Genomic DNA, 26,558 nt, shown 5'->3' with positions numbered 1-26,558 from the left:
CATGTCACGCAACGCGCTGGCCGAAGCGGTCTCCTTCTACGACGGACTGCTGCGGGGCGAGGTGCTCGAGCGCACGCACGAGCAGCTCCACCGGAGCATCGAGGAGCGGACGCTCATCTACGACGGGCGCCCGCTGTACCGGGTGCTGCGTCCGCGCTTCATCACGCCGGAGCAGCACGCGGACCTCCAGCGCGCGTCGGTGGCGGTGGCCCGGGCGCTGGAGACGCTGTACCGGCGCGCCTGCGTGGACGAGCCCTTCCGCCGCGAGCTGGGCATCCAGGAGTGGGAGGAGCTGCTGATGCCGGTGGACGCGGCCATCGCGCGGCCCAACGTCATCGGACGCCTGGACGGCCTGGTCGGTCCGGACGGCGTCATCCGGTTCATCGAGTACAACGTCGACCCGGGCGGCCACGTCTACATGCACAACCTCGGCGAGGTGTTCGCCGCCACGCCCGTGCTGCAAGCCTTCGCGCGCCGCTATGAGATTTCGCTGCCGCGCACGGCGCCCTGCCTCCCCGAGACGCTCAAGGCCCAGCACGCGCGCGGGGGACGGAGCGACGTGCCGCAGCTCGCCTTCTTCGGGCCTCCCAGCGAGGACGACTCCGACGAGGAGGAGCTGCACCGGAACTTCATCCGGGACGCGGGCCTGCCCATCCGCATCGTCACCTCCGAGGACGCGTGGTCGTACCGGGACGGGCGGCTGTACGTGGAGGACTTCCGGGTGGACGTCGTCACGTTCATCTCGGCCGCCGGGTTCGCCGGCCTCATCGTGGGGTGCGATCGCGAGCACCCCGTCATGCGGGCGCTCGCCGATGGCGCGGCGCACTTCCTGAATGGGCTGTTCCGCGCCTGCTTCCTGCGCAGCAAGGTGCTCTTCGCCACGCTGAGCGAGCTGGCGCACACCGGGCAGTTCGAGCCGGACATCCGCGAGGCGCTCGTGCGCCACATCCCCTGGACGCGCGTGGTGCGCGAGGGAAAGACGGCATACGGCGGCCGGGAGGTGGACCTGGTCCCCTTCATCGCCGAGCACCGCGAGCAGCTCGTGCTCAAGCCGGCCACCGAGTTCGGCGGCACGGGCGTGACGCTGGGCTGGCAGACGGATGACGCGACGTGGAGCGCCACGTTGAAGGCGGCCCTGGAGGAGCGGTGGATCGTCCAGGAGCGCGCCCCGCTCTCGCTGGAGCGCTATCCCGTCCACGACGCGGGGCAGGTGCGCTACGAGGAGCTGTACTCGGACCTCAACCCGTTCGTGTGGAACGGGGACCGGCAGGAGGGCTTCTTCACCCGCCTCTCGCGGGGCGCCATCGTGAACGTGGCCCAGGGCGGCTGCATGACGCCGCTGGTGGTGGTGCGCCCATGAGGCTGCCCGCCGTCACGAGCCCCACCCGGGCCTTCCTGGCGACCTGGCTCGGGCTGGCGGTCACCTGGTTCGGCTCGGGGCTGACGACCTTCGCCATCGGTACGTTCATGTACCAGCGCAGCGGGTCCATCACCCAGTACTCGCTCTTCCAGTTCTTCTACTTCATGCCGATGATGCTGCTGGCCCCGGTGGCCGGCGCGCTCATCGACCGGTGGGATCGCCGCCGCGCCATGCTGTTCGCCGAGAGCGGCTCGGGCGTCGCCGCGGCCCTCATCTGGCTGCTGCTGCTCGGCAGTGACAAGGGCCTGTGGCAGCTGGAACTCTGGCACCTGTACGGACTGATTGCCCTGGGCTCGTGCTTTGGCGCGTTCCACCTGCCGGCCTGCTACGCCGCCACGTCGCTGCTCGTCCCCAAGCAGCACCTGGGCCGCGCCAACGGCATGATTGAGCTGGCCTACGGCGCCGGGCAGATCCTCGCGCCCCTGACGGCCGGACAGCTGCTGGGACGCATCGGGCTGCACGGCGTGGTGCTGATGGACGTGGCCTCCTTCGCGCTGTCCATCGCGCTGCTGCTGTTCGTGCGCTTCCCCCCGCCCCCCGCCGAGCAGCGGGCCGAGCGCAAGTCCTTGCGGCAGGACATCGCCGAGGGCTGGGGCTTCATCCGCACCCGGCCCGGGCTGTTCCAGCTCATGCTGTTCATCGGGGTGCTCAACCTGACCACGGGCCTGGTCATCGTGCTCATCACCCCGCTGGTGCTGAGCTTCTCCAACGTGGCGACGCTGGGCATGGTCATGTCCTTCGCCGGCGTGGGCGTGGTGGTGGGCGGCGTGCTGATGACGGTGTGGGGCGGACCACGGCGGCGCATCCACGGCGTGCTCGGCTTCTACCTGCTGTCGGCGTTCGCGCTGTTCGCGGCGGCGCTGCCTCCCTCGGCGGCGGTGGTGGCGGGCGGAGCGTTCGTCTACCTGATGTGCTCGCCCGTCATCCTCAGCTCGATGCAGGCCCTCTGGCAGAGCAAGGTGCCGGCCGGCCTGCAGGGGCGCGTCTTCTCCGTGCGGCGGATGCTCAGCCTGGCCGCTCCCCCACTGGCCGCGCTGCTGTCCGGGCCCCTGTCCGACTACGTCTTCGAGCCCGTCATGGCCCCCGGTGGCGCGCTGGCGGGCTCCGTCGGGCGGGTGATTGGCACCGGCCCCGGGCGAGGCCTCGCGCTGCTGCTCGTCGTGATCGGCGCCGTCATCGTGACGCACACCGTCGTGTCCTATCTCTCCCCCCGCATCCGGAACGTGGAGGACGAGCTCCCCGATGCCCTCCCCGAGCGGGACGCGGCCCCGGAATCCCTCGCCGAGGCGGGTCCGGCCGTGCCGGGTTGATTTATCCTCATCCATCGCGGGATCCTCACTTTCTCATGGTCCTCTACGACGCAAGCACTCTGGCGCAGGTGCCCTGGCCGGACACGGAGGAGGGGCGCTTCGCGCGCGCCTACCTCACGCCGCTGATGCAGCGGGGCAGCACGGCCTTCCTGTCGGACAGGACCACGCTGCGGCTCGTGGAGCTGGATGGGCACCTCATCCCGCTGGCCATCAACGACGCCGAGTACGGCAACTCGCCGATGCTCTCCAACTTCTCGCGCTACGTGACGCTGCAGGTGGCCGCCGTCGCGCGAGGCAACTGGGGCCCGGTGTATGGGCGGCTGGTGCGGGGCTTCCTGCACGGCGTGGGCGCGATGCTCAAGACGGTGCGCGTCGACAAGTGCGTGTACGTGGACCACTGGCTGGTGCTGCGCAACATGGGCCGGCTGCTCACCGAGGACCAGGCGCGGCGGCTCACCGCGTTCCTCACCGAGCGCTTCCCCGAGCACGCCATCGTCTTCTCCGCGCTGAGCCTGGCCACGCACTCGCCGCTGCTCAACACGCTGAAGGCGTGCGGCTACGAGAGCGTCTATGCCTTCCACACCCGCCTGCTGCTGCCCTACAAGGCCGAGGTGAGCCGGCAGGTGCGGGAGAACCGGCGCCGCGACGCGCGGATGCTCGAGGCCAGCGGCTACCAGCTCGTGGACGGCAAGCAGATGCCCGGCTGCGCGCCCCGGCTGACCGAGCTGTACCGGGCGCTCAACGAGGAGAAGTACTCGACGAACCAGCGGATGGAGACGGCCTTCTTCGAGACGGCCCTGCGCGACGGGACGCTGGAGTTCCGGCTCGCGGTGAAGGACGGACGCATCGACGGGTTCTTCGCCTACGCGGTGAGCCACGACGTGCTCTTCGCCCCCGTGTTCGGCTACGACGTGAACCTGCCGCAGGAGCTCGGGCTGTACCGGGGGCTGGTGCACCAGCTCATCCAGGAGGCGATGGAGCGCGGCATCGCCGTGGAGCTGGGCGGGGGCGCCGACCAGTTCAAGAGCATGCGCGGCGACAGGCCCATGCCCCGCTACAGCTCCGCCTACACGCGGCACCTGCCGGGCTGGCGCCAGTCGGGGTGGCGGATGCTGCAACGCTTCGCCAACGGCACCATGCTGTCGGCCAACAAGGGCGTGCTGAAGCAGGTCGACGGCGACAACGTGGTGGGCTTCGACGACGTGCCCGAGACCTTCGCCCCGCCCTTCCCCGGCCCGCGCGAGGCCGTGGAGCTGCTGCGCCAGGAGCTGGGCTCGCTGGAGCGGGCGCTGGAGGAGGCCTCGCGGCTGGAGGGAGAGGCCCTGGCGCACGCCCTCGCCCCGCTCGCGGAGAAGCTCCACAACTGGCAGCAACCCACCCGGCGCGTGGTGGAGCTGCGCGAGCGGCTGGAGAAGCTCGAGCAGAGCCAGCGGCGCGGGGCCAGCGCCCGGGCGCGGACGGACAAGGGCCCGCCCGCGGCCGACCTGGCCCGGCAGCTGCTCGAGGGCGCCACGAAGCTGGGCGAGGCGCTGCTCGTGGCCAGTCACCAGGGCGAGGCGTCCGCGCAGCAGCTGCGCGCCCTGGCGGACAGCCTGCGGCAGTCGGCCGGCGCCACCGCGGTGGTGCTGACGGCCACGCGCGGGGGCAAGGTGGTGCTCGTCACCGCGGCCACGCCCGCCCTGGTGCAGCGCGGCGTGGACGCCGGCCAGCTCATGGCCTCCGTCGTCCCTGCCGTCGAGGGCAAGGGCGGCGGCGCGCCGGAGATCGCCTGGGGTGGCGGCTCGCGCCCCGAGGGCATCGACGCGGCGCTCGCGGCGGCCCGCGACTTCCTCCAGGCGCGCCTCGGCGGCAACGCGTAACGGCACACCCACCCAACCCCCATGAACCTCTACGACGAGAAGACCCTCGCGGATGCCCCGTGGCCCGACACCGAGGAGGGACGCAAGGCCCGCGACTTCCTCGTGCCGCTCTTCCAGCAGGGCGCCCACGCGTTCTTCGAGGACCGCACCCGCCTGCGCCTGCTCGCGCTGGATGACCTGCTCCTCCCGCTGTCCATCAACGACGGCGAGTACGGCAACTCGTATTTCTTCTCCGTCTTCGCCCGCTACATCAGCAGCCAGCGCGCCGCCCTGAAGACGGGCAACTGGAAGCCCATGGCCCGCTTCACCATGGGCAGCGCGCTGTGGGGCCTGGGCGCGTTGCTCCAGGCCTCGCGCATCAACAAGGTCGTCCACGTCGACAACTGGCCCACGCTGCGCAACATGGGCGCCCCGCTCACGGCCGAGCAGGTACAGCGGCTCACCGCGTTCCTCACCGAGCGCTACCCCCAGCACGCCCTCGTCTTCCCGGCGCTGAGCCCGGCCACCCACTCGCCGCTGTGCAACCACCTGAAGCAGCACGGCTATGCGTTCGCCTTCATGACGCACACCCGCGTGATGCTGCCCCACGGCATCGAGCCGGGCCGCAAGGTGCGCGAGAACCGGCGCCGGGACTCGCGCCTGCTGGAGGCCAGCGGCTACCGGCTCGTGGACGCCCGGGAGATGCCGGGCTGCGCGCCCCGGCTCGCCGAGCTGTACCGGCTGCTCAACCGGGAGAAGTACTCGACCAACCCGCCCATCACCCCCGCCTTCTTCGAGACCAGCCTGCGCGGGGAGATGATTGAGTGGCGCCTGTTCGTGAAGGATGGACGCATCGACGCCTTCTACGGCTTCCACGTGAAGGGGGACGTCCTCTACTCGCCCGCCGCCGGCTACGACCTGGCCCTTCCCCAGGAGCTCGGCCTCTACCGCATGCTCAACAACCTGCTCATGCAGGAGGCGTTCGACCGGGGCATCGCCATCGAGACGGGCGGCGGCGCGGACCCCTTCAAGAGCCTGCGCGGGGACAGGCCGGTGCCCCGCTACAACGCCATCTACGACGCCCACCTGCCCTCGTACCGCCGGGCGGGGTGGCGGCTGGTGCACAAGCTGGCCAACGACAACCTGCTGCCCGTCGTCCGCTCGCGCCTGCGGCAGATCGACGGAGAGGACGTGGCGGGCTTCGACGGCATCCCCGAGCCCTTCGCCCCGCCCTTCCTCAGCCCGCGCGAGTCGGTGGCCCAGCTCGACGAAGTGCTCGCGTCGCTGCGCGCCGAGCTGGAGGCGCTCTCCCAGCTGGAGCCCAGGGAGTGGGCCTCCCGCATTCCCGAGCTCGCGAAGAAGCTGGAGGACTGGCCTTCTCCCCCGCGCCGGCTGACCGAGCTGCGGGAGCGGCTCGGGCAGATGGAGCAGCAGGTGCACGAGGAGAAGCGCAACAAGCGCGTGTCCGCCCGGGCCCAGCGGGCCCAGCAGGCCCGTCAGCTGCTCGAGGGCGCCTCGAAGCTGGGCGAGACCCTGTTGGTGGCCAGCCACCTGGGGGAGGACTCGTCGCAGAACCTGCGCACGCTCGCCGAGGGGCTGCGCAAGGCGGACGCCCGGGCCGCGGTGGTGCTCACCGCCACGCAGGGGGACTCGGTCGTCGTCGTCACCGCGGCGGCGCAGGAGGTGCTCCAGCGCGGCGTGGACGCGGGCCAGTTGCTCAAGCACGTCGCCTCGGTGGTCGCCGCGGGCAACGAGGCGGGAGGACCGGAGCTGGCCTGGGCGGAAGGCTCCCACCCCGCGGGCATCTCCGCCGTGCCCGACGCGGCGCGCAAGTTCCTCCAGGAACACCTGCGCTGAGCAGCCCGCGCGTCCTCCGGCGTCAAGCCCACACATTGCCGTCACCGGTCCGGCCGGCACGTCAGCACCACGAGGTATCGAAGACACATGGCTCCCACTGCTGAAGAGAAGCGGGCACAGCTGGCCCGGCTGCTGCGCGACAAGGCGGCCCGCAAGGCCCGGCAGGCCCCCGCGTCCTTTTCCCAGGAGCGGATGTGGTTCCTCGACCAGTGGAACCCCGACAGCCCCCTCTTCAACATGCCCGTGGCGGTGCGGCTCACCGGGGAGCTGAACCTGGAGGCGCTCGAGCGCGCCCTGCGCGAGCTGGTGAACCGGCACGAGTCGCTGCGCACCACGCTGGTGGAGCAGGAGGGCACCCCCGTACAGCTCATCGCCCCGAGCGTCGAGGTGCCCCTGTCCCTGGTGGACCTCCAGGAGCACCCCGAGGCCGAGCGCGAGGCCCGGGCCTGGGAGCACATCTCCGCCGAGGGCCGGCGGCCCTTCGAGCTGAGCCGGGGCCCGCTGGTGCGCACCGTGCTGTACCGGCTGGGCCCGGGCGAGCACCTGCTGCTGCTCAACATGCACCACGCCATCGGCGACGGCTGGTCCATGGGCGTGCTGGTGCGGGAGCTGGCCGCCCTCTACCCGGCCTTCCTCGAGGGACGGCCCTCGCCCCTGCCCCCCCTGCCCCTGCAATACGCCGAGTACGCCGGGTGGCAGCGCCAGTACCTGCGCGGCGAGGTGCTGGAGTCCCAGCTCGCCTTCTGGCGCTCGCGGCTGGACCCGAACGCCGTGCTGGAGCTGCCGGGGGACAAGCCGCGCCCGCCCGCGCTCAGCTCCCAGGGCCTGCGCCAGTCGCTGGTGCTCTCGCCGGAGCTCACCCAGGCCCTCAAGGCGCTCGCCCAGCGCGAGGGCCGCACGCTCTTCTCCGTGCTGATGGCCGCCTTCGAGGTGCTGCTCCACCGCTACACCGGACAGACGGACCTGACGGTGGGCACGCTGGTGGCCGGCCGCGAGCGCGCCGAGCTGGAGGGCCTCATCGGCCTGTTCATCAACGCGCTCGCGCTGCGCACCAGCCTGGCGGGAAATCCCACGTTCCGCGAGCTGCTCGGCCGCGTCTTCGAGACGGCACGCGAGGCCCAATCCCACCAGGACGTGCCCTTCGAGAAGCTGGTGGAAGCGCTCAAACCCGAGCGCAGCTCGCGCCACCTGCCGCTCTTCCAGGTGATGCTCAACCTGCAGAACGCGCCCCTGCCGCCGCTCGATGTGGCCGGCCTGCGCATGCAGGTGCTGCTCGTGCACAGCGGGACGACGAAGCACGACCTGACGCTGTACGTCACCGAGCTGCCCGAGGGCCTGCGGCTCAGCGCCGAGTACAGCACGGACCTCTTCGAGGCCCCGACGATGGCCCGGCTGGTGGGGCACCTGCGGACGCTGCTCACCGCCATCGTCGAGGACCCCGGCCAGCGCATCTCCGAGCTGCCCCTGCTCACGGCCCAGGAGCGCCAGCAGGTGCTGCACGCGTGGAACGGGGAGAAGGCCGACGTGCCGGCCGGCGCGTGCCTCCACTCCCTCATCGAGGCCCAGGTGGAGCGCACACCCGACGCCGTGGCGCTCGTCTTCGAGGGACAGGCGCTCACCTACCGGGAGCTGGACGCGCGCGCCAACCAGCTCGCCTGGCACCTGCGCTCGCTGGGCGTGGGCCCCGAGGTGCGCGTCGGCCTGTGCCTGGAGCGCTCGTTGGAGATGGTGGTGGCCCTGCTCGCCACGCTGAAGGCCGGCGGCGCGTACGTGCCGTTGGATCCGGACTACCCCTCGCAGCGGCTGGTGTGGATGCTCGAGGACGCGCGTCCCGCCGTGCTGCTCGTCCAGCAGCGGCTGCTCCCGCGCCTGCCTCCGCACGAGGCCCGGGTGCTGTGCCTGGACTCTGAGTGGGACGAGGTGGCCGCGCACCCGGCGCACGCGCCGCCTCCGCTCGCCTCGCCGGACGCGCTCGCCTACGTCATCTTCACCTCGGGCTCCACGGGAAGGCCCAAGGGGGCGATGAATGCCCATGCCCCCGTGTGCAACCGCCTGCTGTGGATGCAGCGCGAGTACGCGCTGGGCCCCCAGGACGTGGTGCTGCAGAAGACGCCCTTCAGCTTCGACGTGTCCGTCTGGGAGTTCTTCTGGCCGTTGATGGTGGGCGCGCGGCTGGTGGTGGCCCGGCCCGGTGGACACCAGGAGCCGGCCTACCTCGCGCGGCTCATCGCCGAGGCGCGCGTCACCACCCTGCACTTCGTGCCCTCCATGCTCCAGGTGTTCCTGGAGGAGCCGGGGCTCGAGCGCTGCGCCTCGCTGCGGCGCGTGGTGTGCAGTGGCGAGGCCCTCCCGCTGGAGCTCGCCGAGCGCTGTCTGCAACGGCTGCCCCAGGCCGGGCTGCACAACCTGTACGGCCCCACCGAGGCCGCCGTGGACGTCACGTACTACGCCTGCGTGCGCGGGGAGACGCGGCGCTCGGTGCCCATCGGCCGCGCGGTGGCCAACACGTCCATCCGGCTGCTGGACGCGACGCTGCGGCCGGTGCCCGTGGGCGTGCCCGGCGAGCTGTTCATCGGCGGCATGCAGGTGGGCCGTGGCTACCTCTCCCGCCCCGGGCTCACCGCCGAGCGCTTCATTCCGGACCCCTTCAGCGACGCGCCGGGAGCGCGCCTGTACCGCACGGGCGACGTGGCGCGCTGGCTGCCGGATGGGAACGTCGAGTACCTCGGCCGCGCCGACTTCCAGGTGAAGATTCGTGGCCTGCGCATCGAGCTGGGGGAAATCGAGTCCGCGCTGGAGCAGCACCCGGGCGTGCAGCAGGCCGTGGTGGTGGCGCGCGAGGACGTGCCCGGCGACAAGCGGCTGGTGGCCTACGTGGTGGGACGCGGCGGCGCGGCGGCGGTGGACCCGGGCGCGCTCACCCGCCGCCTGCGCGAGAAGCTGCCCGAGTACATGGTGCCCTCGGCGCTCGTGGTGCTGGAAACCCTGCCGCTCAACCCCAACGGCAAGGTGGACCGCAAGGCCCTGCCCGCGCCGAGGCTCGAGCGCCCGGACGAGGTGCCGCTCGCCCCGGGCACGCCCACCGAGGCCGAGGTCGCCGCGCTCTTCTCGGAGCTGCTGCACGTGGAGCAGGTGGGCGCGCGGGACGACCTGTTCAAGCTGGGTGGCAACTCGCTGATGGCCACGCGGATCGTCGCGCGGCTGCGCGCCCGCTTCGGCGTGGAGCTGCCCGTGCGCGAGCTCTTCCAACACTCCACCGTGCAGCAGGTGGCGCGGCGGGTGGACGAGCTGCGCTCCGGCGGCGCGAGGAAGCCGGAGCGCGCACCCGGGGCGAAGCGCCGCGAGCGACTGCCCGTCCTCCCCCTGCGCGCGGAGGACGCCACGCTCGACACCGGGGAGAGGGGTGAGCCGGAGCGGCCCCGCCTCACCGCCGCGGAGCGCCAGCGCGTGCTGGTGGAGTGGAACGCCACGGCCGCGGACTTCCAGCGCGAGGCCAGCATCCCCCACCTCATCGAGGCGCAGGCCCGCCGCACCCCCGAGGCCGTGGCGGTGAGCGCGGGCCCGGTGCGCCTCACCTACCGGGAGCTGGACGCGCGCGCCAACCGGCTCGCCCGGCACCTGCGCTCGCTGGGCGTGGGCCCCGAGGTGCGCGTCGGCCTGTGTGTCGAGCGCTCCGCCGACATGGTGGTGGGCATGCTCGCCATCCTCAAGGCCGGCGGCGCCTACGTGCCGCTCGATCCCACGTACCCGCGCGAGCGGCTCGCCTTCCTGCTCGAGGACGCCCGGGGCCCCGCGCTGCTGGCGCACTCGCACCTGCGCGAGGTGCTGCCTCCGCATGAGGCCGAGGTGGTGTGCCTGGACGCCCTGCCCGAGTCCCTGGCGCAGCTGCCCGACTCGCCTCCGCCCGGCGCGCTCCACCCGGAGAACCTCGCCTACCTCATCTACACCTCGGGCAGCACCGGACGGCCCAAGGGCGTGGCGATTACGCACCGCAGCGCGGTGGCCTTCCTCTCGTGGGCCCTGGCCACCTTCCCGCCCGAGTCGCTGCGCGGCGTGCTGGCCTGTACCTCGCTCAACTTCGACCTCTCGGTATTCGAGGTGTTCGCCCCGTTGAGCTGTGGAGGCACCGTCCTCGTCGCCCGCAACGCGCTGCACCTGGCCGAGCTGCCCCAGGCCTCGGAGGTGACGCTGGTGAACACGGTGCCCTCGGCCCTGGCGCAACTGCTGCGGCTGGGGGCCCTACCGGGCTCGGTGCGCACGGTGAACCTCGCCGGAGAGCCCCTGCCCGAGCCGCTCGCGCGCCAGGTGTACGCGGTGCCGACGGTGAAGGACCTGTACAACCTCTACGGGCCCTCGGAGGACACGACGTATTCCACGTGGGTGCGCGTGCGGCCGGCAGAGCCCATCACCATTGGCCGGCCCCTCTCCAACACCCAGGCCTACGTGCTGGACGAGCACCTGGAGCCGGTGCCGGTGGGCGTGGCCGGAGAGCTGTACCTCGCGGGGGACGGACTGGCGCGGGGCTACCTGCACCGGCCGGAGCTCACGGCCGAGCGCTTCCTGCCGTGTCCCTTCGGGGCGGAGGGGACGCGGATGTACCGGACGGGAGACCGGGTGCGCTACCGGCCAGACGGGGAGCTGGAGTACCTGGGCCGCAATGACAACCAGGTGAAGGTGCGAGGCTTTCGCATCGAGCTGGGCGAGGTGGAGAGCTGCCTGCAGCGGCACCCGGGAGTGCGCGAGGCCGTCGTCGTGGTGCGCGAGGACGTGCCCGGAGACAAGCGGCTCGTGGCCTACACGGTGCCCGGCACCCCTCGCCCTCCGGGAGAGGGACGGGGTGAGGGGAGCGCGTCCCCCGGGTTGTCCCCCGAGGCGCTGCGCGACTGGATGCGCCGCACGCTGCCCGAGTACATGGTGCCCGCGGCCTTCGTGCAACTCGAGGCCCTGCCGCGCAACGCCAACGGCAAGGTGGACCGCAAGGCCCTGCCCGCCCCCGCCGCCGGGCGCACCAGCCCGCGGCCCTACGAGGCGCCGCGCACGCCCACCGAGGAGCTTCTCGCCGGGCTGTGGCGGCAGGTGCTCGGCGTGGAGCAGGTGGGCGCGAAGGACCACTTCCTGGAGCTGGGAGGCCACTCGCTGCTGGCGACGCAGGTGGTGTCGCGGCTGCGCTCGGCGCTGAAGCTCGAGCTGCCGCTCGCCGCCTTCTTCGAGGCCCCGACCCTGGAGGCCCTCGCCCGCCGGGTGGACGAGGCGCGGGAGAGCGGCGGCGCCCTGTCCGTCATCCCGCCGCTGCTGCCCGTGCCGAGGACGGAGCGCCTGCCCCTGTCCTTCGCGCAGCAGCGGCTGTGGGTGCTCGACCGCTTCGAGCCCAACAGCACGGCGTACACCATCCTCGCGGCGCTGCGGCTGGAGGGCCGGTTGAACACGCGCGCGCTGGTGCTCGCCATGCAGGCGCTGATGCGGCGCCACGAGGGCCTGCGCACCACCTTCACCGAGGACGAGCAGGGCCCGAGGCAGACGCTCCTCTCGGATGTGGAGCCGGCGCTGGGGCGGGTGGACCTGCGCGGCCTGCCCGAGTCCGAGCGGGAGCGCGAGGCCCTCATGCTGGCGGAGGAGGAAGCCGAGCACCCCTTCGAGCTGACGCGGGCGCCGCTCCTGCGCGCGCTGCTGGTGAAGCTCGCCGAGCGCCACCACCTGCTGGTGGTGACGATGCACCACATCATCTCGGATGGCTGGTCCTCGGGCATCCTCATCCGCGAGCTGTCGGCGCTCTACGAGGCCTTCTCCACGGGCGAGCCGGCGCGCCTGGCGCCGCTGCCGGTGCAGTACGCGGACTACGCGGTGTGGCAGCGCCAGTGGATGAAGGGAGAGGTGCTGGAGTCGCAGCTGGCGTACTGGCGCGAGCAACTGGCGGGAGCGCCGGCCGCGCTGGAGCTGCCCACGGACAAGCCGCGTCCGCCAGTGCCCTCGTTCCGGGGTGGCCGCGTGCCCGTGCGGCTCGGCCGCGAGCTGTCCGGGTCCCTCCAGGCCCTGTGCCAGCGCGAGGGCGTGACGCTCTTCATGGCGCTGCTGGCGGGCTTCCAGACGCTGCTGTCGGCGAGCTCGGGGCAGTTGGACGTGTCGGTGGGCTCGCCCATCGCCGGCCGGGCGCAGCCGGAGCTGGAGGGACTGCTGGGCTGCTTCGTCAACACGCTGGTGCTGCGCACGCGGCTGCACGGGGACCCGAGCTTCCGCGAGCTGCTGGGCCGGGTGCGCGAGGTGACGCTGGGGGCGTACGCGCACCAGGACGTGCCCTTCGAGCGCGTGGTGGAGGCGGTGCTGCCCACGCGCGACGCGAGCCGCTCGCCGCTCTTCCAGGTGATGTTCGTTCTGGAGAACGCGCCCACGTCACAGCCCATGGGGCCGGGGCTGTCGATGCGCTTCGTGGACGTGGAGCGGCACTCGTCGAGGTTCGACCTGACGCTGGCGCTGTGGGAGGACGAGCAGGGCCTGGGCGGAGTGCTGGAGTACAGCGGCGACCTCTTCGAGTCCTTCACGGCGGCGCGGATGGCCGAGCACCTGCGGGCGCTGCTGACGTGGGCGGTGGGGCACCCGGAGGAGCCGATGTCGCGGCTGCGCCTGGCGCTGGCGAGCGGGGACGTGCTGGTGCCGCTGCGCGCGGGAGGCTCGCGGCGGCCCTTCTTCTGCGTGCACCCCATTGGCGGCAACGTGCTGTGCTACGCCGAGCTGGCGCGCCACCTGGACGCCGAGCAGCCCTTCTACGGCCTGCAGTCGCGCGGGCTGGAGGGAGCGCAACCGCCGCTGGAGTCGCTCGAGGAGATGGCGGCGCTCTACGTGGAGGCGCTGCGCACGGTGCAGCCCCGGGGGCCCTACCGGCTGGGAGGCTGGTCCATGGGCGCGGTGGTGGCCTTCGAGATGGCGCGCGTGCTGCGGCAGCAGGGCGAGGAGGTGGAGCAGCTCGTCTTCATCGAGCCCAGCCCCACGTCCTACGCGCAGGGCACGCGCATCGAGGACGATGCGGTGCTCGAGGCCCTCTTCACGGCGAACCTCGCGCAGACGGTGGGGCCGCCCGAGGCGCTGCCGGCGGAAGAGCTGCGGCGGCTCCAGCGCGTCTTCACCGGCAACGCGCGCGCCCTCTACCAGCACGCGCTGCGCCCGTTGCCGCTGCCCCTCACGCTGCTGCGGGGCCAGGAGGCCGAGGTGGGAGAGCCCGAGGCCCCGGACCGGGGCTGGGCGGCGCTGGTGGAGCGCGTGGACATGACGCAGGTGCCCGGAGATCACTACTCGGCGCTGCGGGCCCCGCATGTCGCGACGTTGGCCCGGACGCTGGCGCGCGTGCTGGAGTCACCGCCGCGCGGACTCGAGGCCGTGCGCGAGAAGGCCGGGTGACTCAGGCGCCGTCCGGGTCGCCGACATCGGCGCTCACCTTCCACGAGCCGTCCGGCTGCTTCTCCCAGAAGTTCATGTACGTGCCTCGGGACTCCACGACGGCGCCCGAGGCGTCCCGGCTCCGGCGCAGGTAGCGGCCGGTGGTGAAGCCGAGCCGCCCGCCAGCGGAGAGCTCGGCGCGCTGGGGCTCCCAGGTGAGGGAGAAGCCCGGGGTGGCGAACACGGGCGTCATGGTGGCGCGGATGGCCTCGGGGCCGATGATGTGGCCCGTGGCGCGCAGCATGACGCCGGTGGGGGAGAAGTAGGCGGCCCAGCCCTCGCCGCCGCGCGCCTGCGTGGCCGCGTTGAATTCCCGGTCGGTGCGCAGCAGCACTTCCTCTTCTGGCGTCATGGTCCGCTCCTGGTGCGAGGTGTCGAGGGGGCACGTGCCCACCTCCGCCCCACGCTACGTGAAGCCGCGCTCCGGGCAAGCGTCGAGCCGCCCTGCTCGCAACGCCCTCACGCGCCCGGCCCGGCGAGCTTCCGGGCGTCGATGACGTGGCCGGTGGCGGGCATGCCGGCAATGCCTTTCATGTTGAAAGCCTTCAACCGCGTTCACCAGGCTGACGGCCGCCGAGCCCTGCATCGGCTCCTGGGCGTCGCGGAGACGAGCGCGTCGAACGGGGCCACCGCCTTGAAGAGCCGCTCCAGCGACTCCTTCGAGGTGATGTCCGCCTGGTAGCTCCCGCCCTTCCGCGAGACCTCGAGGACCTCGTGCCTGCCGGACAGGGCCCGCACGACCTCGCGGCCGATGGTGCCCGTTGCGCCGATGACGACGATTCGCATGGTGCCTCCGCTGTGAGGGAACGCGACTTCTCCTTCAGTGCGCATGGAAAAAACGGACGGCACGGGCGGGCAGGCGAGCGCCGGACGGGCCCTCGGCTCCTCGGGCTGGCCGGTTCCTGTCGGGGTCCGGAGACTTCGTCTAGAGTTGCGAGCCGCATGAATCAGCCGGCCTCTCCATGTCACCGGCCCGTCGCTGCACGGGGCTGGCGGTGGGTGCTCTTCGTCCTTCCGTTGCTGCTGGGTGATGTCGCGGCGGCCCGCCCCACGCGGTCCGCGCGCTCGACGCGGAGCCGTCAGCTCCGGCTCGCCCAGGCCCCCACGGCCGCGCAGGCTCCGGCCCCCGCGCAGGCTCCGGCCCTCGCGTCCGCCCAGGCTCCGGCTGCCACGCCCCCGCTCCCCACCCCCGCGCCCGCCGTCAGCCGTGCGTTGCCCAGGCCCTCGGCCCGCGCCCAGAGGCTGTACCAGCTCGGCAAGAAGCTCGGCGCCCGTGAGCCCCGCCTGGAGAACCCCTGCGTCGCTCAGTCCGGCGCCTCCTGCTCGCGCACCGCGCTCACCCCCTTCTTCGAGTCCCTCGACGCCCTCTCCTCCGGCACGGCCTCCTCGCCCGCCGTCATCTCCGCGTTCGGCAATTCGCTGATCGCCGGAGATCGCATCGTGGACGTCGTCCGCGAGGAGCTCGGGGCCACCTTCGGGAACGGCGGGCGCGGCGTGCTCTACGTGGACCGGCTCGCGCCGTATGGGCCCCGCGTGCGCGCTGGCTTCGCGCGCGGCGGCTGGGAGGCGCGTACCCTCGGCGAGTTGAAACTGGCCGAGCTGCCCTTCGGCGTCACCGGCATCTACCACCAGACCACCGCCCCGAGGGCCAGCAGCCGCTTCACGCTCCAGGGCGAGCCGCACGGCACGCTGTGGTGGCTCGACGTGCCCCGCGCCGGCCGGTTGTCCATCCAGGTCGATGGCAAGGAACTGGCCCGCGCCGAGCCCCACGGCAGCGGCCAGGCGCAGACGCTCTCCTTCGACCTGCCCGAGGGCGCGCACACGCTGGACGTGGTGGCCGAGGGCAAGGGCGCGGTGGTGCTCGGCGTGGTGCTGCAGCACCACAAACCCGGCATCGTGCTCGACACGCTGGGCGTGCCCTCCTCGGATGCGAACCTCTTCCTGCGCGCGCGCGAGGACATCTTCCGCGCCCAGCTCGCCGAGCGCTCGCCGCGCCTGCTCCTGTTCATCCTCGGGGGCAACGAGGCCAAGCGGCTCGAGTGGGGCCGCTCGAAGCTCGCCGAGGTGGAGGAAGGCCTGCGCTCCTTCGTGCGCCGCTCGCGCGCCGCGGCACCGGGCAGCGCGTGCCTCGTGGTGGGCCCCATCGACGCGGTGCGCGGAGGCAACGGGCCGAACAAGCTCACCCAGCGCCCGTACCTCGACGAGGTGCTCGCCATCGAGCGGCAGATCGCCCTGAACGAGGGCTGCGCCTTCTTCGACATCTTCTCCGCCATGGGCGGCTCCGGCTCGCTGGCGCGCTTCGTCCAGGCGGGGCTCGTCCACGAGGACCTGGTGCACCCGCGTGGCCAGGGGCTGGATTTGCTCGGCCAGCTGCTCACCGACGCGCTGCTGCGCGCGTGGGTGGACGCCGGGGATCCGCGGCGGCAGGCCGCCCTCTCGGCGCCGCTCCAGGCCTCGGAGGACACCCGGTGAGGGCGCTCCTCGTCGCGCTCCTCGTCCTCGGAAGCAACGCGCCGGCCGCGGCCCGCCCCGCGCAGGCCCGCACGCGCGCCACCCCCGCCACCGCGGCGAAGAGCCAGGAAGCGCCCTTCCCCGCGGAGACGCAACGCGCGCTGGAGGCCCTCATGCGCGCCGAGCTTGCCAAGGGAACGCAGGCGGGGCTGTCGGTGGGCGTGGTGCACGGCGGCATGCGCTGGGTGGCCGGCTATGGGCTGAGAGACCTTGCCCACAAGTTGCCCGCCACGCCCCGGACGACGTACCGGATGGCATCCATCACCAAGTCCTTCACCGCCGTGGCCGTGCTGCAACTGGTGCGCGAGGGCAAGCTGGACCTCGACGCGGACATCCGCACGCGGGTGCCCGCCTGGCCCGAGAAACAGTGGCCCATCACCGTGCGCCAGCTGCTCGGCCACCTGGGCGGCGTGTCGCACTACGACGGCCCCGAGGCCTCGGAGAACACGCGCCACCTGGACACCGCGGGCGCGCTCGCCCTCTTCGCGGACAAGCCGCTCGTCTCCGAGCCCGGCACGAAGTTCGTCTACACCACGTGGGGCTACAACCTGCTGGGCGCCGCCGTGGAGACGGCCTCGGGCCAGAGCTACGGCGCCTACCTGAAGGAGCACGTCTTCGGCCCGGCCGGCATGCGCCACGCGGCGCTGGATGACTACCGCACCCGGGACAAGCAGCACGCGCTCGGCTACCGCATCCACAAGGGACAGCTCGTCCCCTCGCATTACCTCGACGTCTCCAGCCGCTTCGGCGGCGGAGGCACGCGCGCCTCGGTGGAGGACCTGCTCGCCTTCGGGCAGGCCATGCTCCAGCACCGGCTGGTGCCGGCGGAGACGGCGCGGATGATGGAGAGCTCGATGAGCACCCGCGAGGGCCAGCTCACCGACTACGGCATGGGCTTCGCGACGTACCCGCTGCGAGGCCACTACATGGTGGCGCACGCCGGAGGCCAGCCCGAGACGACGACGCTGCTGGTGATGCTGCCGGCGGAGGACACCGTCATCGCGCTGGCCACCAACCTGGAGGGGGACGCGAAGCGGCTGCGGCGCGTGTCCACGCGCATCCTCGAGGTGCTGCTGGAGGACGGGCAGGTACGCCGGGACACGCACGTGGTGGACCCGGTGGACGCGGTGGTGCACGAGGGCCTCGCGCGCCTCTTCACCTACGGGCTCGCGTACCACCAGTGGGCCACCCGGGGGCCGGGCGCGCTCCCCGAGCCGGGCGACGAGGCCGAGGCCTTCACCCAGGTGTCCGCGCTGCTCGACCGGAGCGCGATTGCACAGGACCCCAAGGCCGCGCTGGAGCGCGTGAAGGGCGCGCACCAGCCGAGCGCGGGCTCGCTCTTCATCCGCGTGGGCGCGAGCATGGCGCGGACGCTGGAGAAGACACTCGGCGCCGGGAAGCTGAGCGAGTACCCCGCGCGAGGCGCGCTCGCCTTCTTCACCGACTACCTCGCCGCGTGCGAGCAGGTGCCCTGCCCCGCCGCGCTGCGCTTCAGCCAGTCCCTGCAAGAGGACGTGAAGCACTTCGACGAGGTGTGGCGGCGCTCGGAGGTGTCCGAGCTGCGGCGCGTCCGGCTGGACGAGGTGAAGGACCCCGAGGCGCTCTGGCCGGCGCTGGAGGCGGGCACCACGAGCGCGGCGCTGCACCCGGACTACGTGGAGGAGTTGCTCCGCGTGGCGGCCCATGCCGGCAAGCGCGGCAGGCCCGAGGAGCAGCTGCGCTGGCTGGAGCGCGCCGTGGCCCTGCACCCGCGCTCGGACGAGGCCCACCAGGCGCTCGCGAAGCTGAAGGGGCCGCAGACGCAGACACAGGAGCCCGAGTCCCCCGCCGCCGCCGCGCCCCGCCGGACGACGGATGGAAGCAGCCCGGTGCCCGACGACGCCGGACTGATGCCCACGGCCCGCCCTCCCGCGCAGCGTCCCCAGGAGCGCGCCGCGGACCAGGGGGGCTGAGCCTCCCGGTCGCATTCTTCACGGACTGGTACGACCATCGGACCAGTTCGCGGGAAACCAGACCGGAGCCTCCGAGCGGACATTGCCTGTCTGTCCCATGCCCTCGGACAGACGCCCGCGCGTAAGGTGCGCCTCCGTTCCCTCTCGGAGGTTCGAACCATGTCGAAATCCTGCTGGCCCCGGGCGCTGCTGCTCGTGGGGCTCCTCGCCGCGGGCTGTGCCACGAGCGGTAAGACGTCCTCCGGCGCGGAGTCCGCATCCCAGACGGCCCGGCAGGGAATCGAGGACGAGCGCGGAGCGGCGGCCATGCACGAGCGCTTCCCCGCGTTGGAGAAGCGTCCCTCGGGGCTGGAGGTGGTGGCGCGCCTGGAGCAGACGCCGGGCAACATCGCCATCACCCCCGAGGGCCGCATCTTCCTGAGCGAGCACCCCTTCGGCGCGCCGAAGTACGCGGTGGTGGAGCTGCTGCCGGGAGGCACGACGCGCCCCTACCCCACCGAGCAATGGGCCCGAGCGCCCGGCCCGGACGGCGTGGGGCTCCAGACGGTGATTGGCATTGAGGCGGACAAGAACGGGGTGCTGTGGATTCTGGACAACGGCAAGGGCGGCGGCGAGGGCGCGCAGCTGGTGGGCTGGAACACGCGCGGCGAGCGGCTCGAGAAGACGGTTCCACTGCGGCCTCCGGTGGCGGCGTCCAACTCATTCCTGCAGGACCTGGTGGTGGATCCGGACCGGGGCGTGGCGGTGCTCGCGGACATGGGCCGGGGAGACCTGGTGGGAGAGAGCATGCCCGCGCTGGTGGTGGTGGATTTGAAGACGCTCCAGGGCCGGCGCGTGCTCGAGGGCCATCCTGTCCTCCAGCCCGAGGACGTGCCGCTGGTGGTGGAGGGCCGCCACATCACCGTGGCCGGCAAGCAGGGCAAGCAGGAGGAACCCCGGCTGGGTCTCAATCCCATCGCGCTCGACCCGAAAGGCGAGTGGCTCTACTTCGGCTCGATGAACGGGCGCACGGTGTGGCGCGTGCGGATGGAGGACGTGCTGGACCCGAAGCTGTCCACGGAGGAGCTCGGCAAACGGGTGAAGGCCTACGGACAGAAGGCGGTGAGCGATGGCATGAACATCGACTCGGCGGGCAACCTGTACATCACCGACCTGGGGGCGGGGGCCATCGGCGTGACGAGGCCGGACGACCCCTACGAAATCTACATCCAGGACGAGCTGCTGCACTGGCCGGACGGGCTGAGCTACGGGCCGGACGGGTACTTCTACGTGACGGTGAACCAACTGAACCGGCACGGGATGCTGAACCAGAACAACAGCACGGTCCAACCCCCGTTCCTCGTGGTGCGCTTCAAGCCGTTGGCCGCGAGTGCCGTGGGCCGCTAATCCCCCTCGCCCTCCGGGACCATGCTCGAGCTGCGCGCCTGCGTTGATGTCGACGACCTGGAGAAGGCCATCGCCTTCTACACTGGCGTCTTCGGGTTGAAGCTCGGGCGCCGGCAGGGCTCCGAGTGGGCCGAGTTGCTCGGGGCCTCATCGCCCATCGACCTGCTCGCCCGGCCGGCGGGGAGCCCGGCCAGCGCGGCCACGTCCGCGGTGCGCGACTACCGCCGGCACTGGACGCCGGTGCACCTGGACTTCACCGTCACCGGCCTCGACGCCGTCGTCGAGCGGGCGCGGGCCGCGGGCGCCACGCTCGACAGAGACATCCAGGAGCGCGAGTGGGGCCGCATGGCCAACATGGCCGACCCCTTCGGCCATGGCTTCTGCCTGCTCGAGTTCCGGGGCCGGGGTTACGACGAGGTCGTCGGCTCCTGAACCGAACCCGGCCGCCCGCTGTCCTCCCGGACGGACATGCCACGGGGTGACGGTGAATCCGCCGGGCCCTCGGGGCGCCACCGTGGAAGACTGCGCGGCCATGCGAGGCGTGCTTCGTTCATCGCTCATCTTCCTGATGCTCGTGCTGTGCGCCGTGGCGGGCGAGTCCTCCGCCGCGGGCAAGACTCGGGGCTTCCATGACCGCGTGCCCGACGAGGCCCGCGTGGAGCGCGTGCTCCAATCGCTGACGCTGCGCGAGAAGGTGGGGCAATTGCTGCTCGCCTATCCGCAGGTGGGCAAGGAGAACCCGGTGGAGGTGGGCGGGGTGCTGTTCGTGGGCGGGACGCTGAAGAAGCTGGATGCGGCGAAGGAGCGCATCCGCTCGTCGCGCGAGCGCGCCCGGATTCCGCCCTTCTTCGCGGTGGACATCGAGGGAGGCGGCTTCAACCGGCTGAGCCGGCACCCGGCCCTCAAGGAGCTCCCGCTGGCGAAGGACATGGCCCTGCTGGAGGACGCCGAGGTGGAGGCGTGGGGCGTGCGCGTGGGCAAGGCGATGCGCGAGGTGGGGTTGAACATGAACCTGGCGCCCGTGTTCGACGTGGCGCCCGCGGGGCACATGTCGCGCAACGGGCGCGCGTTCTCCGGAGACCCCGAGGTGGTGAAGCAGAAGGCCACGGCCTTCGCGCGCGGGCTGGCGAAGGCGGGGGTGGTCTCCATTGGCAAACACTTCCCGGGGTATGGGGACCTGGACGCGGACTCGGACCACGTGCGAGCCATCGCGGACTGGACGGTGGAGCGCGTGCGGCAGGAGGCCTCGGCGTTCCGGGCGGCGGAGCGATTCCTGGGCGGGGTGATGATGTCGAACATCGTCTACGAGAAGTTCGGCGCGGCACCCGCGATTCTGGAGCCCTCGCTGGTGGCGATGGCGCACGAGGGCGGATGGATTTCGGTGACGGACGACGTGGCCATCCGCGCGCTGGCCGAGCACCTCGGCACCGAGCGCGAGGAAGTGGTGCGCCGGGCATTCCTCGCGGGGAACGATCTCATCCTCACCACCGAGCCGCCGGACTGGTCGGGAGGGCTGGACTACTTCGGCATCCTGACGAAGCTGGCGGAGTCGGAGCCGAAGATGGCCGGGCAATTGGACGCGGCGGTGCGGCGGGTGCTGCGCATCAAGGACCGGATGGGCCTGCTGGACGGGATGTAGACGGGATGGGGGTTAGAGTGCCCCTCCCATGCCCCTGAATGCAGACAGGCTGTGCCCTTGCCGGAGCGCGTGCTGGCGCCTTGCGAGTCTCCTCCTCACCAGCCTGCTGCTCGGCGCGTGCGCCACCGGCCCCCAACGCTTCGATGCTCCGCCGCGTGGCGACTTGCGTCTCGACACGGAGTCCGTGGCTCGCGTTCGCCACGCGAGCATGCTGGGCACCACGGGGACCTCCGCGGCCCAGGTGACCCTGGCCTCCACGTTGGCCCGGATTGCTCCCGCGCTCCTCCTCGTGCTCCGCAGTGAGGACAAGGTGGATGAATTGGAGGAGCGCCTCCAGGAGTGCGCCCAGCGGGCCGAGCGTCAGGTCAACGCTCCGCTCTTCGGCGACCGCGATCCCTCCCGCCAGGAATGCGGCGAGGAACTGATCGTGGACGGCTGCAGCGAGCCCATCACCCGGGCCATGCTCCTGGGTCGGCAGAAGCACGACCTCGCCCTCGCCTGCGCTCGCGAGGTTCTCACCGAGCACTGGCCCGCGCCCTTCAGCATCGAGCAGCGCTACCGCTTCCATGAGGCCAGCGGGATCCTCGAGACCATCCCTCGAGAAAAAGAGCAGCAGCTCATCAAGGACCGTTGTACCGGGGAGCTGTGGGGCACCATCAAGCCCGACATCGTCCTCCACGCAGACTACAATCTCCTCCAGGCCGTGCTCGTTCTCGACTTCAAGTTCCCTTGCCCCCCATCCAACCCGCCAACGTGGACACAGTATGGCGCGAAGAGCGCCTTTCCCGGCAAAAACCAAGGACAGATCTACAAGAAGGCACTGGGTGGCGAGACGCTGCTACTCACGCCACAAGAGATCAAATGAGCGAGCGCCTTCCCTCCCTTCGAGTTCAGACGAAGTACGACAAGCTGGTGGCTCGTGACGGCGTCGTCATCTGCTTCTTCATGCGCCGCTCTCATGGAGCGGTGGCACATGCGGTGTGGCGAGCCCTGCAAACGTATCGCCGTGCTATTCCACCCGGGGCGCTGGGCTGGTACCCCAATCACAACGGAGACTGGCAACCTCTCGACGACAAGGGCTGGAAGCATATCCGCGAGAAGATGCTCGAACGTGACTGGCCCGTGGCTTGCGGGGTTCTCCTGGAAGAGCACTGCGACACGACGGGCGGCTACAACTTCGAATACGAAGGGCGCTGGCTCGACTCGGCGTTTCTCTACGACCGGGATGCGACCTGTGCAGTGAGCTTCACCCTTCCCACCGAGTACCTCGTGGAGCACGGCCCCGCCCGCGTGCGCGCCCTCGCCCTCGAGCTCGCGAGCGAGCTCCCCTTCAACTTCGGCTATGCCAGCTTCGCGCTCGTCGCCCCCGATGGGCAGTGGTACTCGGCTCGCAAAACAGTGCGCGAGCTGCGGGATCGCTATCCAGGCCTGGATATCTACAAACTCGCGGAGACCAGCAAGCACATTGGCACCCAGGCCCGTGGCGCCTACTGGCTCACCTTCCTGGGCTTACCGCTGCTGGGCCGGCTCGGAGGACCCGAGAACCTGCGGCGGCATCTGCCCTTTCCAGACGTGTCCTTGGAGACCTTGCCTCCACTCGAAGGGGAGCGCGTGCTCATCACCCTCGGCGAGTGGCCCGAGGCCATCGATACCCAGCAGCAGGAGCGCCCTTCTCCCCAATTGCTCGCCCTTGGCCAGCTGCTCGAGCGCTTCCTCCACGAAGAACGCTCGAACTGGTTCCTCTTCCTCAAGCAGGACCCCGAGGACATGCACCGCTGGATTCACCGCTTCTGTCCCTGAGCGAGGCGCGAAGCGGGCTCACCGCTTGCGGCGGCGCGTCTCGCGCTCGTAGCTCTTGAGCTTGCGGTAGAGCGTGGTCGCGCCAATCGCCAGTTCCTGCGCAGTGCGCGTCCGGTTCCCCCCGTTGCGCGCGAGCACCGCGAGGATGTACTCGCGCTCCAACTCCTCCAGCGTGCGCACCTCCCCCGTCAGCGCGGGCGTGGGCAGCGCGGTCCTCACGTCCTCGGGCAGGTCCTCCAATTCCACACGCGGCCCTCGCGAGAGCGCCACCGCTCGCTCCATCGCGTTGCGCAACTCGCGCACGTTGCCCGGCCAGTCGTGACGCTGCAACTGGTCCGCCGCCTCCGCCTCCAGGCCCGGTGCCGCCCGTCCCAGCTGCCTCGCCGCGTCCACCAGGAACACGCGCGCCAGGGGGAGGATGTCCTCGCGCCGCTCGCGCAGGGGCGGCACCGTCAGTTCCACCACCCGCAGCCGGTAATACAAATCCTTGCGGAAGCGCCCCGCCGCCACTTCCTCCGCGAGGGGCCGGTTCGTCGCCGCCACCACGCGCACGTCGATGGGCCGGTGCTGGTTCTCCCCCACCCGCCGCACCTCGCGCTCCTGCAGTGCCCGCAGCAGCTTCGCCTGCATGCCCAGCGGCATCTCGCCAATCTCGTCCAGGAAGAGCGTCCCGCCCGCCGCCGCCTCCAAGAGCCCCACGCGCTCGTGCGTCGCCCCCGTGAAGGCCCCGCGCGAATGGCCAAACAGCTCCGCCTCCAGCAGCGACTCCGTGAGCGCCGCGCAGCTGATGGCCACCAGTGGCCCCGCCGCCCGCGCCGACTCCTCGTGCACCAGCCTCGCCACGCGCTCCTTGCCCGTGCCGCTCTCTCCAATCACCAGCACCGTCGCCTCGCTCCTCGCCGCCCGCATCGCCAGGTCCACCACGCGCCGCATCCCCGGGCTGCGCACCACCAGCCCTCCCGGGCCCTCCGGCTCGCCCACCGCCTGCTCCAGCGCCCTCGCCCGCTCGCGCAGCTTGCGCTCCGTGCGCTTGAGCGCGCTCGCCACCTGGTGCAGCGAGGCATCCAACGCCTCGCCCTGGAAGTACGGCAGGTGCTCCTCGAGTTGGCTTCCCCACTCCTCCAGCGTCCGCCCCGCGAAGTGGCACGCGGCGTCCCCCTTCGCCACGCACCGGTCCTCCAGGATGTAGAGCGGCCGGCCCGCCGCTCGGCTCATGTAGCCACTGGCGAAGCCGCACAGCGTCCAGCACACGGGCGCCTCCGCTCGCCCCAGGTGCAGCAGGTGCTGCTCCGCCTCGTACGAGTTCTCCAGGGTGACGCCCTGGGGCGAGAGCGGATTGCTGTCCTCCAGCCGGATGTGCACCAGGCCCTGCAGGGTGTGGATGAGCGCTCCGGCCGTCTGCCACTCGGCCTCGCTCTCCCAACGGAAGCCGGTGCGCAGGGCCTCGGCCATGCGCCAGCCGTGCGCGAAGGCGAAGCGCGTGAGCACCGCCCGCGCCCCCGTCAGGCCCAGCGTCTCCACCAGCTGCTTGCGCAGCAGCCCCATCGCCACCGCGTCCAGGATGAGTGCCCGCTCGCCCGCGAAGCGGACACCCTCGCGCGCGTCCACCTCCAGCAAGTCCTCGATGCGCAGGTCCCTGGCTCGCATGGCCGACCCTTTCATTTTGAACGAAGGGTAATTCGTTTCGACCGGCCCGCCATCCTCGGCCTCTTCCAACCCCACGAGCTCAGGGGGCGCTGGAAATGGCCCGGGGATTGCTCTGTTTCGAGGAACACCCCCGGGGGCGGCCAGGTGGGACGCACGCGCCCTCGCTCTCCAGGGGACCAGGAGGAGACGCGGTGTCATTCAAACGCGAGGGGATGGAGGACGGTTCGGTCCGGCTGTCGAGCGAGCGCTGCAGCTTCATCTACCGCCGGCCCCGTCCGGGGGTGGTGTACATGCGCATCATCGGGCAGGACCGGGGCGAGTTCGGCACCGCGCCCATGGACGAACTGCGCGAGGACCTCCGCCGCTACGCGCCCGTCGAGCTGTTCGTGGAGATGGATGAGTCTTCAGGCGCCGCCGTGCCCGTGCAGGACGCCTGGACCGAGTGGTTCAGCGGCCACCGCTCGGAGCTCAAGAGCGTGAGCATCCTCACGCACAGCAAGTTCATGCACTTCACCGCCGAGGTGGTGAAGCTCTTCTCGCGCACCGGCGAGCTCATCCGCGTCTATCTCGACCCGGAGGCCTTCGACGAGGCGCTCCAGCGCGCGGCACCCGGGGCCCGGCCGGCGCGCACGCCGAAGTAGGAGCCCTCGCGCTCCGCGGGCCGGAAGGAAGGTTCCCGCCGATATGTCCCGTGCTCCCCGTTCGTTCGGGAATTCAAGGAGACAGACTCATGGCGGAGCTGGCGTCCGAGGTGCGAGTGGTGGTGGCGCGGTTGCGGAATCTGTTCATCGACATGGCGCGTCAGGGCGCCTTCGCCAACCCGCTGGACGAGATTCCCCACGACACACTCGAGCCCCGGCAGCTCCAGGCCCTCTGGTGGCTGCGCGCCGAGGGGCTGCTCACCGTCAACGCCCTCGCCACCCGCATGGGCATGGCCATGCCGCCCACGACGCGGCTGCTCGACAGGTTGGAGGAGCTGGAGCTCGTCGCGAGGCACCGCGGCACGCGCGCGGACAAGCGGCAGGTGCGGGTGCTCCTCACCGACAAGGGCCGCGAGGCGGGGGACGCGGCCGACGCGGTGGTGCAGGAGCGGCTGGCCCGTCTGCTGCTTCCCATGGAAGGCGAGGACCGGAGCGCGCTGCTCGACATGCTGGAGCGCTGGATGGAGGCGCTCGCGCGCAAGCCGGAGCCCCTCACGCTGGAGGAGCACGAGGACGAGCCGGCCGCCGCGGGAGCCGGACGGCGCACCGCGGCGTGAGGCCGGCTCAGCGCTTCTGCTCGAGCTCCTCGGGGTGGAAGACGCGCGAGGCGACGCGGTCGAGCACCTCGTCGCGCCACACGACGCTCGCCTTGGACAGCTTCTGCATGTCCTTGGAGAACGTCTTCCCGTCGGGCAGCTGCGTATACGTGCGGCTCAGGAAGAGGCCGCGGTTCTCCCGCTCGTAGTCCACGGTGCCGCCGCCGGTGTCCGTGCCCTCACGGGCCTCGGCCTCGAAGCCCTCGATGACGCCCGGCTTGGGCGGCTCCTTGAAGCGGTAGACGAGCGCGCTGCACTCCAGCGAGCCCGAGTCCTCGTGGAACTCGAAGTACAGCTGGGAGTCGCCCACGGCGACGCCGCCGAAGCCCTGGGCGTTGAGGCCCTCGCTCTGCACGGCGCCCTGGGTGCGCAGGTACCAGCGCACCAGCTCTTTCGCCGACTCGCGCGACATGGCGCTCGCCGCCGGCGGCGAGGACAGCGCGAGGCCCACCGCCGACAGCATCCACTGGAGC

General features: G+C 71.6%; 18 protein-coding genes. 14 read left to right on the top strand and 4 right to left on the bottom strand.

Annotation, left to right across the window (positions count from 1 at the left end; genetic code table 11):
• The first annotated feature begins 1 nt into the window (after window position 1).
• The 5 genes from ACJ8AN_RS06640 (at window position 2) to ACJ8AN_RS06620 (ending at window position 13,814) form a co-directional block, all read left to right on the top strand.
• Window positions 2–1,360, top strand: coding sequence for a hypothetical protein (locus ACJ8AN_RS06640; RefSeq protein ID WP_407754392.1), 1,359 nt, complete (start codon window positions 2–4; stop codon window positions 1,358–1,360).
• Entirely contained in the window at window positions 1,357–2,730 is a 1,374-nt protein-coding gene (locus ACJ8AN_RS06635; protein WP_407754391.1) for an MFS transporter, read from the top strand. The genes ACJ8AN_RS06640 and ACJ8AN_RS06635 overlap by 4 nt, the downstream gene beginning before the upstream one ends.
• A gap of 35 nt (window positions 2,731–2,765) precedes the next feature.
• Window positions 2,766–4,589, top strand: a complete 1,824-nt coding sequence (locus ACJ8AN_RS06630) for a DHHA1 domain-containing protein (RefSeq protein WP_407754390.1) — start codon at window positions 2,766–2,768, stop codon at window positions 4,587–4,589.
• A 21-nt stretch (window positions 4,590–4,610) separates the two neighbouring features.
• Window positions 4,611–6,425, top strand: coding sequence for a DHHA1 domain-containing protein (locus ACJ8AN_RS06625; RefSeq protein WP_407754389.1), 1,815 nt, complete (start codon window positions 4,611–4,613; stop codon window positions 6,423–6,425).
• Window positions 6,426–6,512: 87 nt separating this feature from the next.
• Window positions 6,513–13,814 (top strand): amino acid adenylation domain-containing protein, encoded by a 7,302-nt coding sequence (locus ACJ8AN_RS06620; RefSeq protein WP_407754388.1) that lies wholly within the window; start codon window positions 6,513–6,515, stop codon window positions 13,812–13,814.
• Window position 13,815: 1 nt separating this feature from the next.
• Here ACJ8AN_RS06620 and ACJ8AN_RS06615 read toward each other — a convergent pair whose 3' ends face one another.
• Window positions 13,816–14,205 (bottom strand): YybH family protein, encoded by a 390-nt coding sequence (locus tag ACJ8AN_RS06615; RefSeq protein ID WP_407754387.1) that lies wholly within the window; start codon window positions 14,203–14,205, stop codon window positions 13,816–13,818.
• Between the two features lie 203 nt (window positions 14,206–14,408).
• Window positions 14,409–14,639, bottom strand: a complete 231-nt coding sequence (locus ACJ8AN_RS06610; protein WP_407754386.1) for an NAD-dependent epimerase/dehydratase family protein — start codon at window positions 14,637–14,639, stop codon at window positions 14,409–14,411.
• Between the two features lie 156 nt (window positions 14,640–14,795).
• Here ACJ8AN_RS06610 and ACJ8AN_RS06605 point away from each other — a divergent pair, with 156 nt between their 5' ends.
• The 7 genes from ACJ8AN_RS06605 (at window position 14,796) to ACJ8AN_RS06575 (ending at window position 23,141) form a co-directional block, all read left to right on the top strand.
• Complete coding sequence (locus ACJ8AN_RS06605) at window positions 14,796–16,325, top strand: GDSL-type esterase/lipase family protein (RefSeq protein WP_407754385.1); 1,530 nt, start codon at window positions 14,796–14,798, stop codon at window positions 16,323–16,325.
• Complete coding sequence (locus tag ACJ8AN_RS06600; protein ID WP_407754384.1) at window positions 16,322–18,316, top strand: serine hydrolase; 1,995 nt, start codon at window positions 16,322–16,324, stop codon at window positions 18,314–18,316. The genes ACJ8AN_RS06605 and ACJ8AN_RS06600 overlap by 4 nt, the downstream gene beginning before the upstream one ends.
• Window positions 18,317–18,475: 159 nt before the next feature.
• Window positions 18,476–19,702 (top strand): L-dopachrome tautomerase-related protein, encoded by a 1,227-nt coding sequence (locus ACJ8AN_RS06595; protein ID WP_407754383.1) that lies wholly within the window; start codon window positions 18,476–18,478, stop codon window positions 19,700–19,702.
• Between the two features lie 21 nt (window positions 19,703–19,723).
• Window positions 19,724–20,134 (top strand): VOC family protein, encoded by a 411-nt coding sequence (locus tag ACJ8AN_RS06590; RefSeq protein WP_407754382.1) that lies wholly within the window; start codon window positions 19,724–19,726, stop codon window positions 20,132–20,134.
• A 100-nt stretch (window positions 20,135–20,234) separates the two neighbouring features.
• On the top strand, window positions 20,235–21,341 hold the full coding sequence (locus ACJ8AN_RS06585; RefSeq protein ID WP_407754381.1) for a glycoside hydrolase family 3 N-terminal domain-containing protein: 1,107 nt from the start codon (window positions 20,235–20,237) through the stop codon (window positions 21,339–21,341).
• Between the two features lie 241 nt (window positions 21,342–21,582).
• Window positions 21,583–22,206: a hypothetical protein gene (locus ACJ8AN_RS06580; RefSeq protein WP_407754380.1), complete on the top strand. Its 624-nt coding sequence runs from the start codon at window positions 21,583–21,585 to the stop codon at window positions 22,204–22,206.
• Window positions 22,203–23,141 carry a type VI immunity family protein gene (locus tag ACJ8AN_RS06575; RefSeq protein ID WP_407754379.1) on the top strand — a complete coding sequence of 313 codons (939 nt, stop codon included), beginning with the start codon at window positions 22,203–22,205 and terminating at the stop codon, window positions 23,139–23,141. The genes ACJ8AN_RS06580 and ACJ8AN_RS06575 overlap by 4 nt, the downstream gene beginning before the upstream one ends.
• 18 nt (window positions 23,142–23,159) lie before the next feature.
• Here the strand turns inward: ACJ8AN_RS06575 and ACJ8AN_RS06570 are convergent, their stop codons facing one another.
• Window positions 23,160–24,788: a sigma 54-interacting transcriptional regulator gene (locus ACJ8AN_RS06570; RefSeq protein ID WP_407754378.1), complete on the bottom strand. Its 1,629-nt coding sequence runs from the start codon at window positions 24,786–24,788 to the stop codon at window positions 23,160–23,162.
• Window positions 24,789–24,979: 191 nt separating this feature from the next.
• On the opposite strand from ACJ8AN_RS06570, the gene ACJ8AN_RS06565 reads away from it, so the two are divergent.
• Together ACJ8AN_RS06565 and ACJ8AN_RS06560 are read left to right on the top strand one after the other, a co-directional pair.
• Entirely contained in the window at window positions 24,980–25,429 is a 450-nt protein-coding gene (locus ACJ8AN_RS06565) for a hypothetical protein (RefSeq protein WP_407754377.1), read from the top strand.
• Between the two features lie 89 nt (window positions 25,430–25,518).
• Window positions 25,519–26,046 carry a MarR family winged helix-turn-helix transcriptional regulator gene (locus tag ACJ8AN_RS06560; RefSeq protein WP_407754376.1) on the top strand — a complete coding sequence of 176 codons (528 nt, stop codon included), beginning with the start codon at window positions 25,519–25,521 and terminating at the stop codon, window positions 26,044–26,046.
• 7 nt (window positions 26,047–26,053) lie between these two features.
• Here ACJ8AN_RS06560 and ACJ8AN_RS06555 read toward each other — a convergent pair whose 3' ends face one another.
• Window positions 26,054–26,497 (bottom strand): hypothetical protein, encoded by a 444-nt coding sequence (locus ACJ8AN_RS06555; RefSeq protein WP_407754415.1) that lies wholly within the window; start codon window positions 26,495–26,497, stop codon window positions 26,054–26,056.
• Between the last annotated feature and the right edge of the window lie 61 nt (window positions 26,498–26,558).

The sequence above is a fragment of the Archangium sp. genome (assembly GCF_045802675.1).
Taxonomy (GTDB): Bacteria; Myxococcota; Myxococcia; order Myxococcales; family Myxococcaceae; genus Archangium.
The sequence above is the reverse complement of the archived record's forward strand: the minus strand, read 5'-3'. Positions and strand labels throughout refer to the sequence as shown.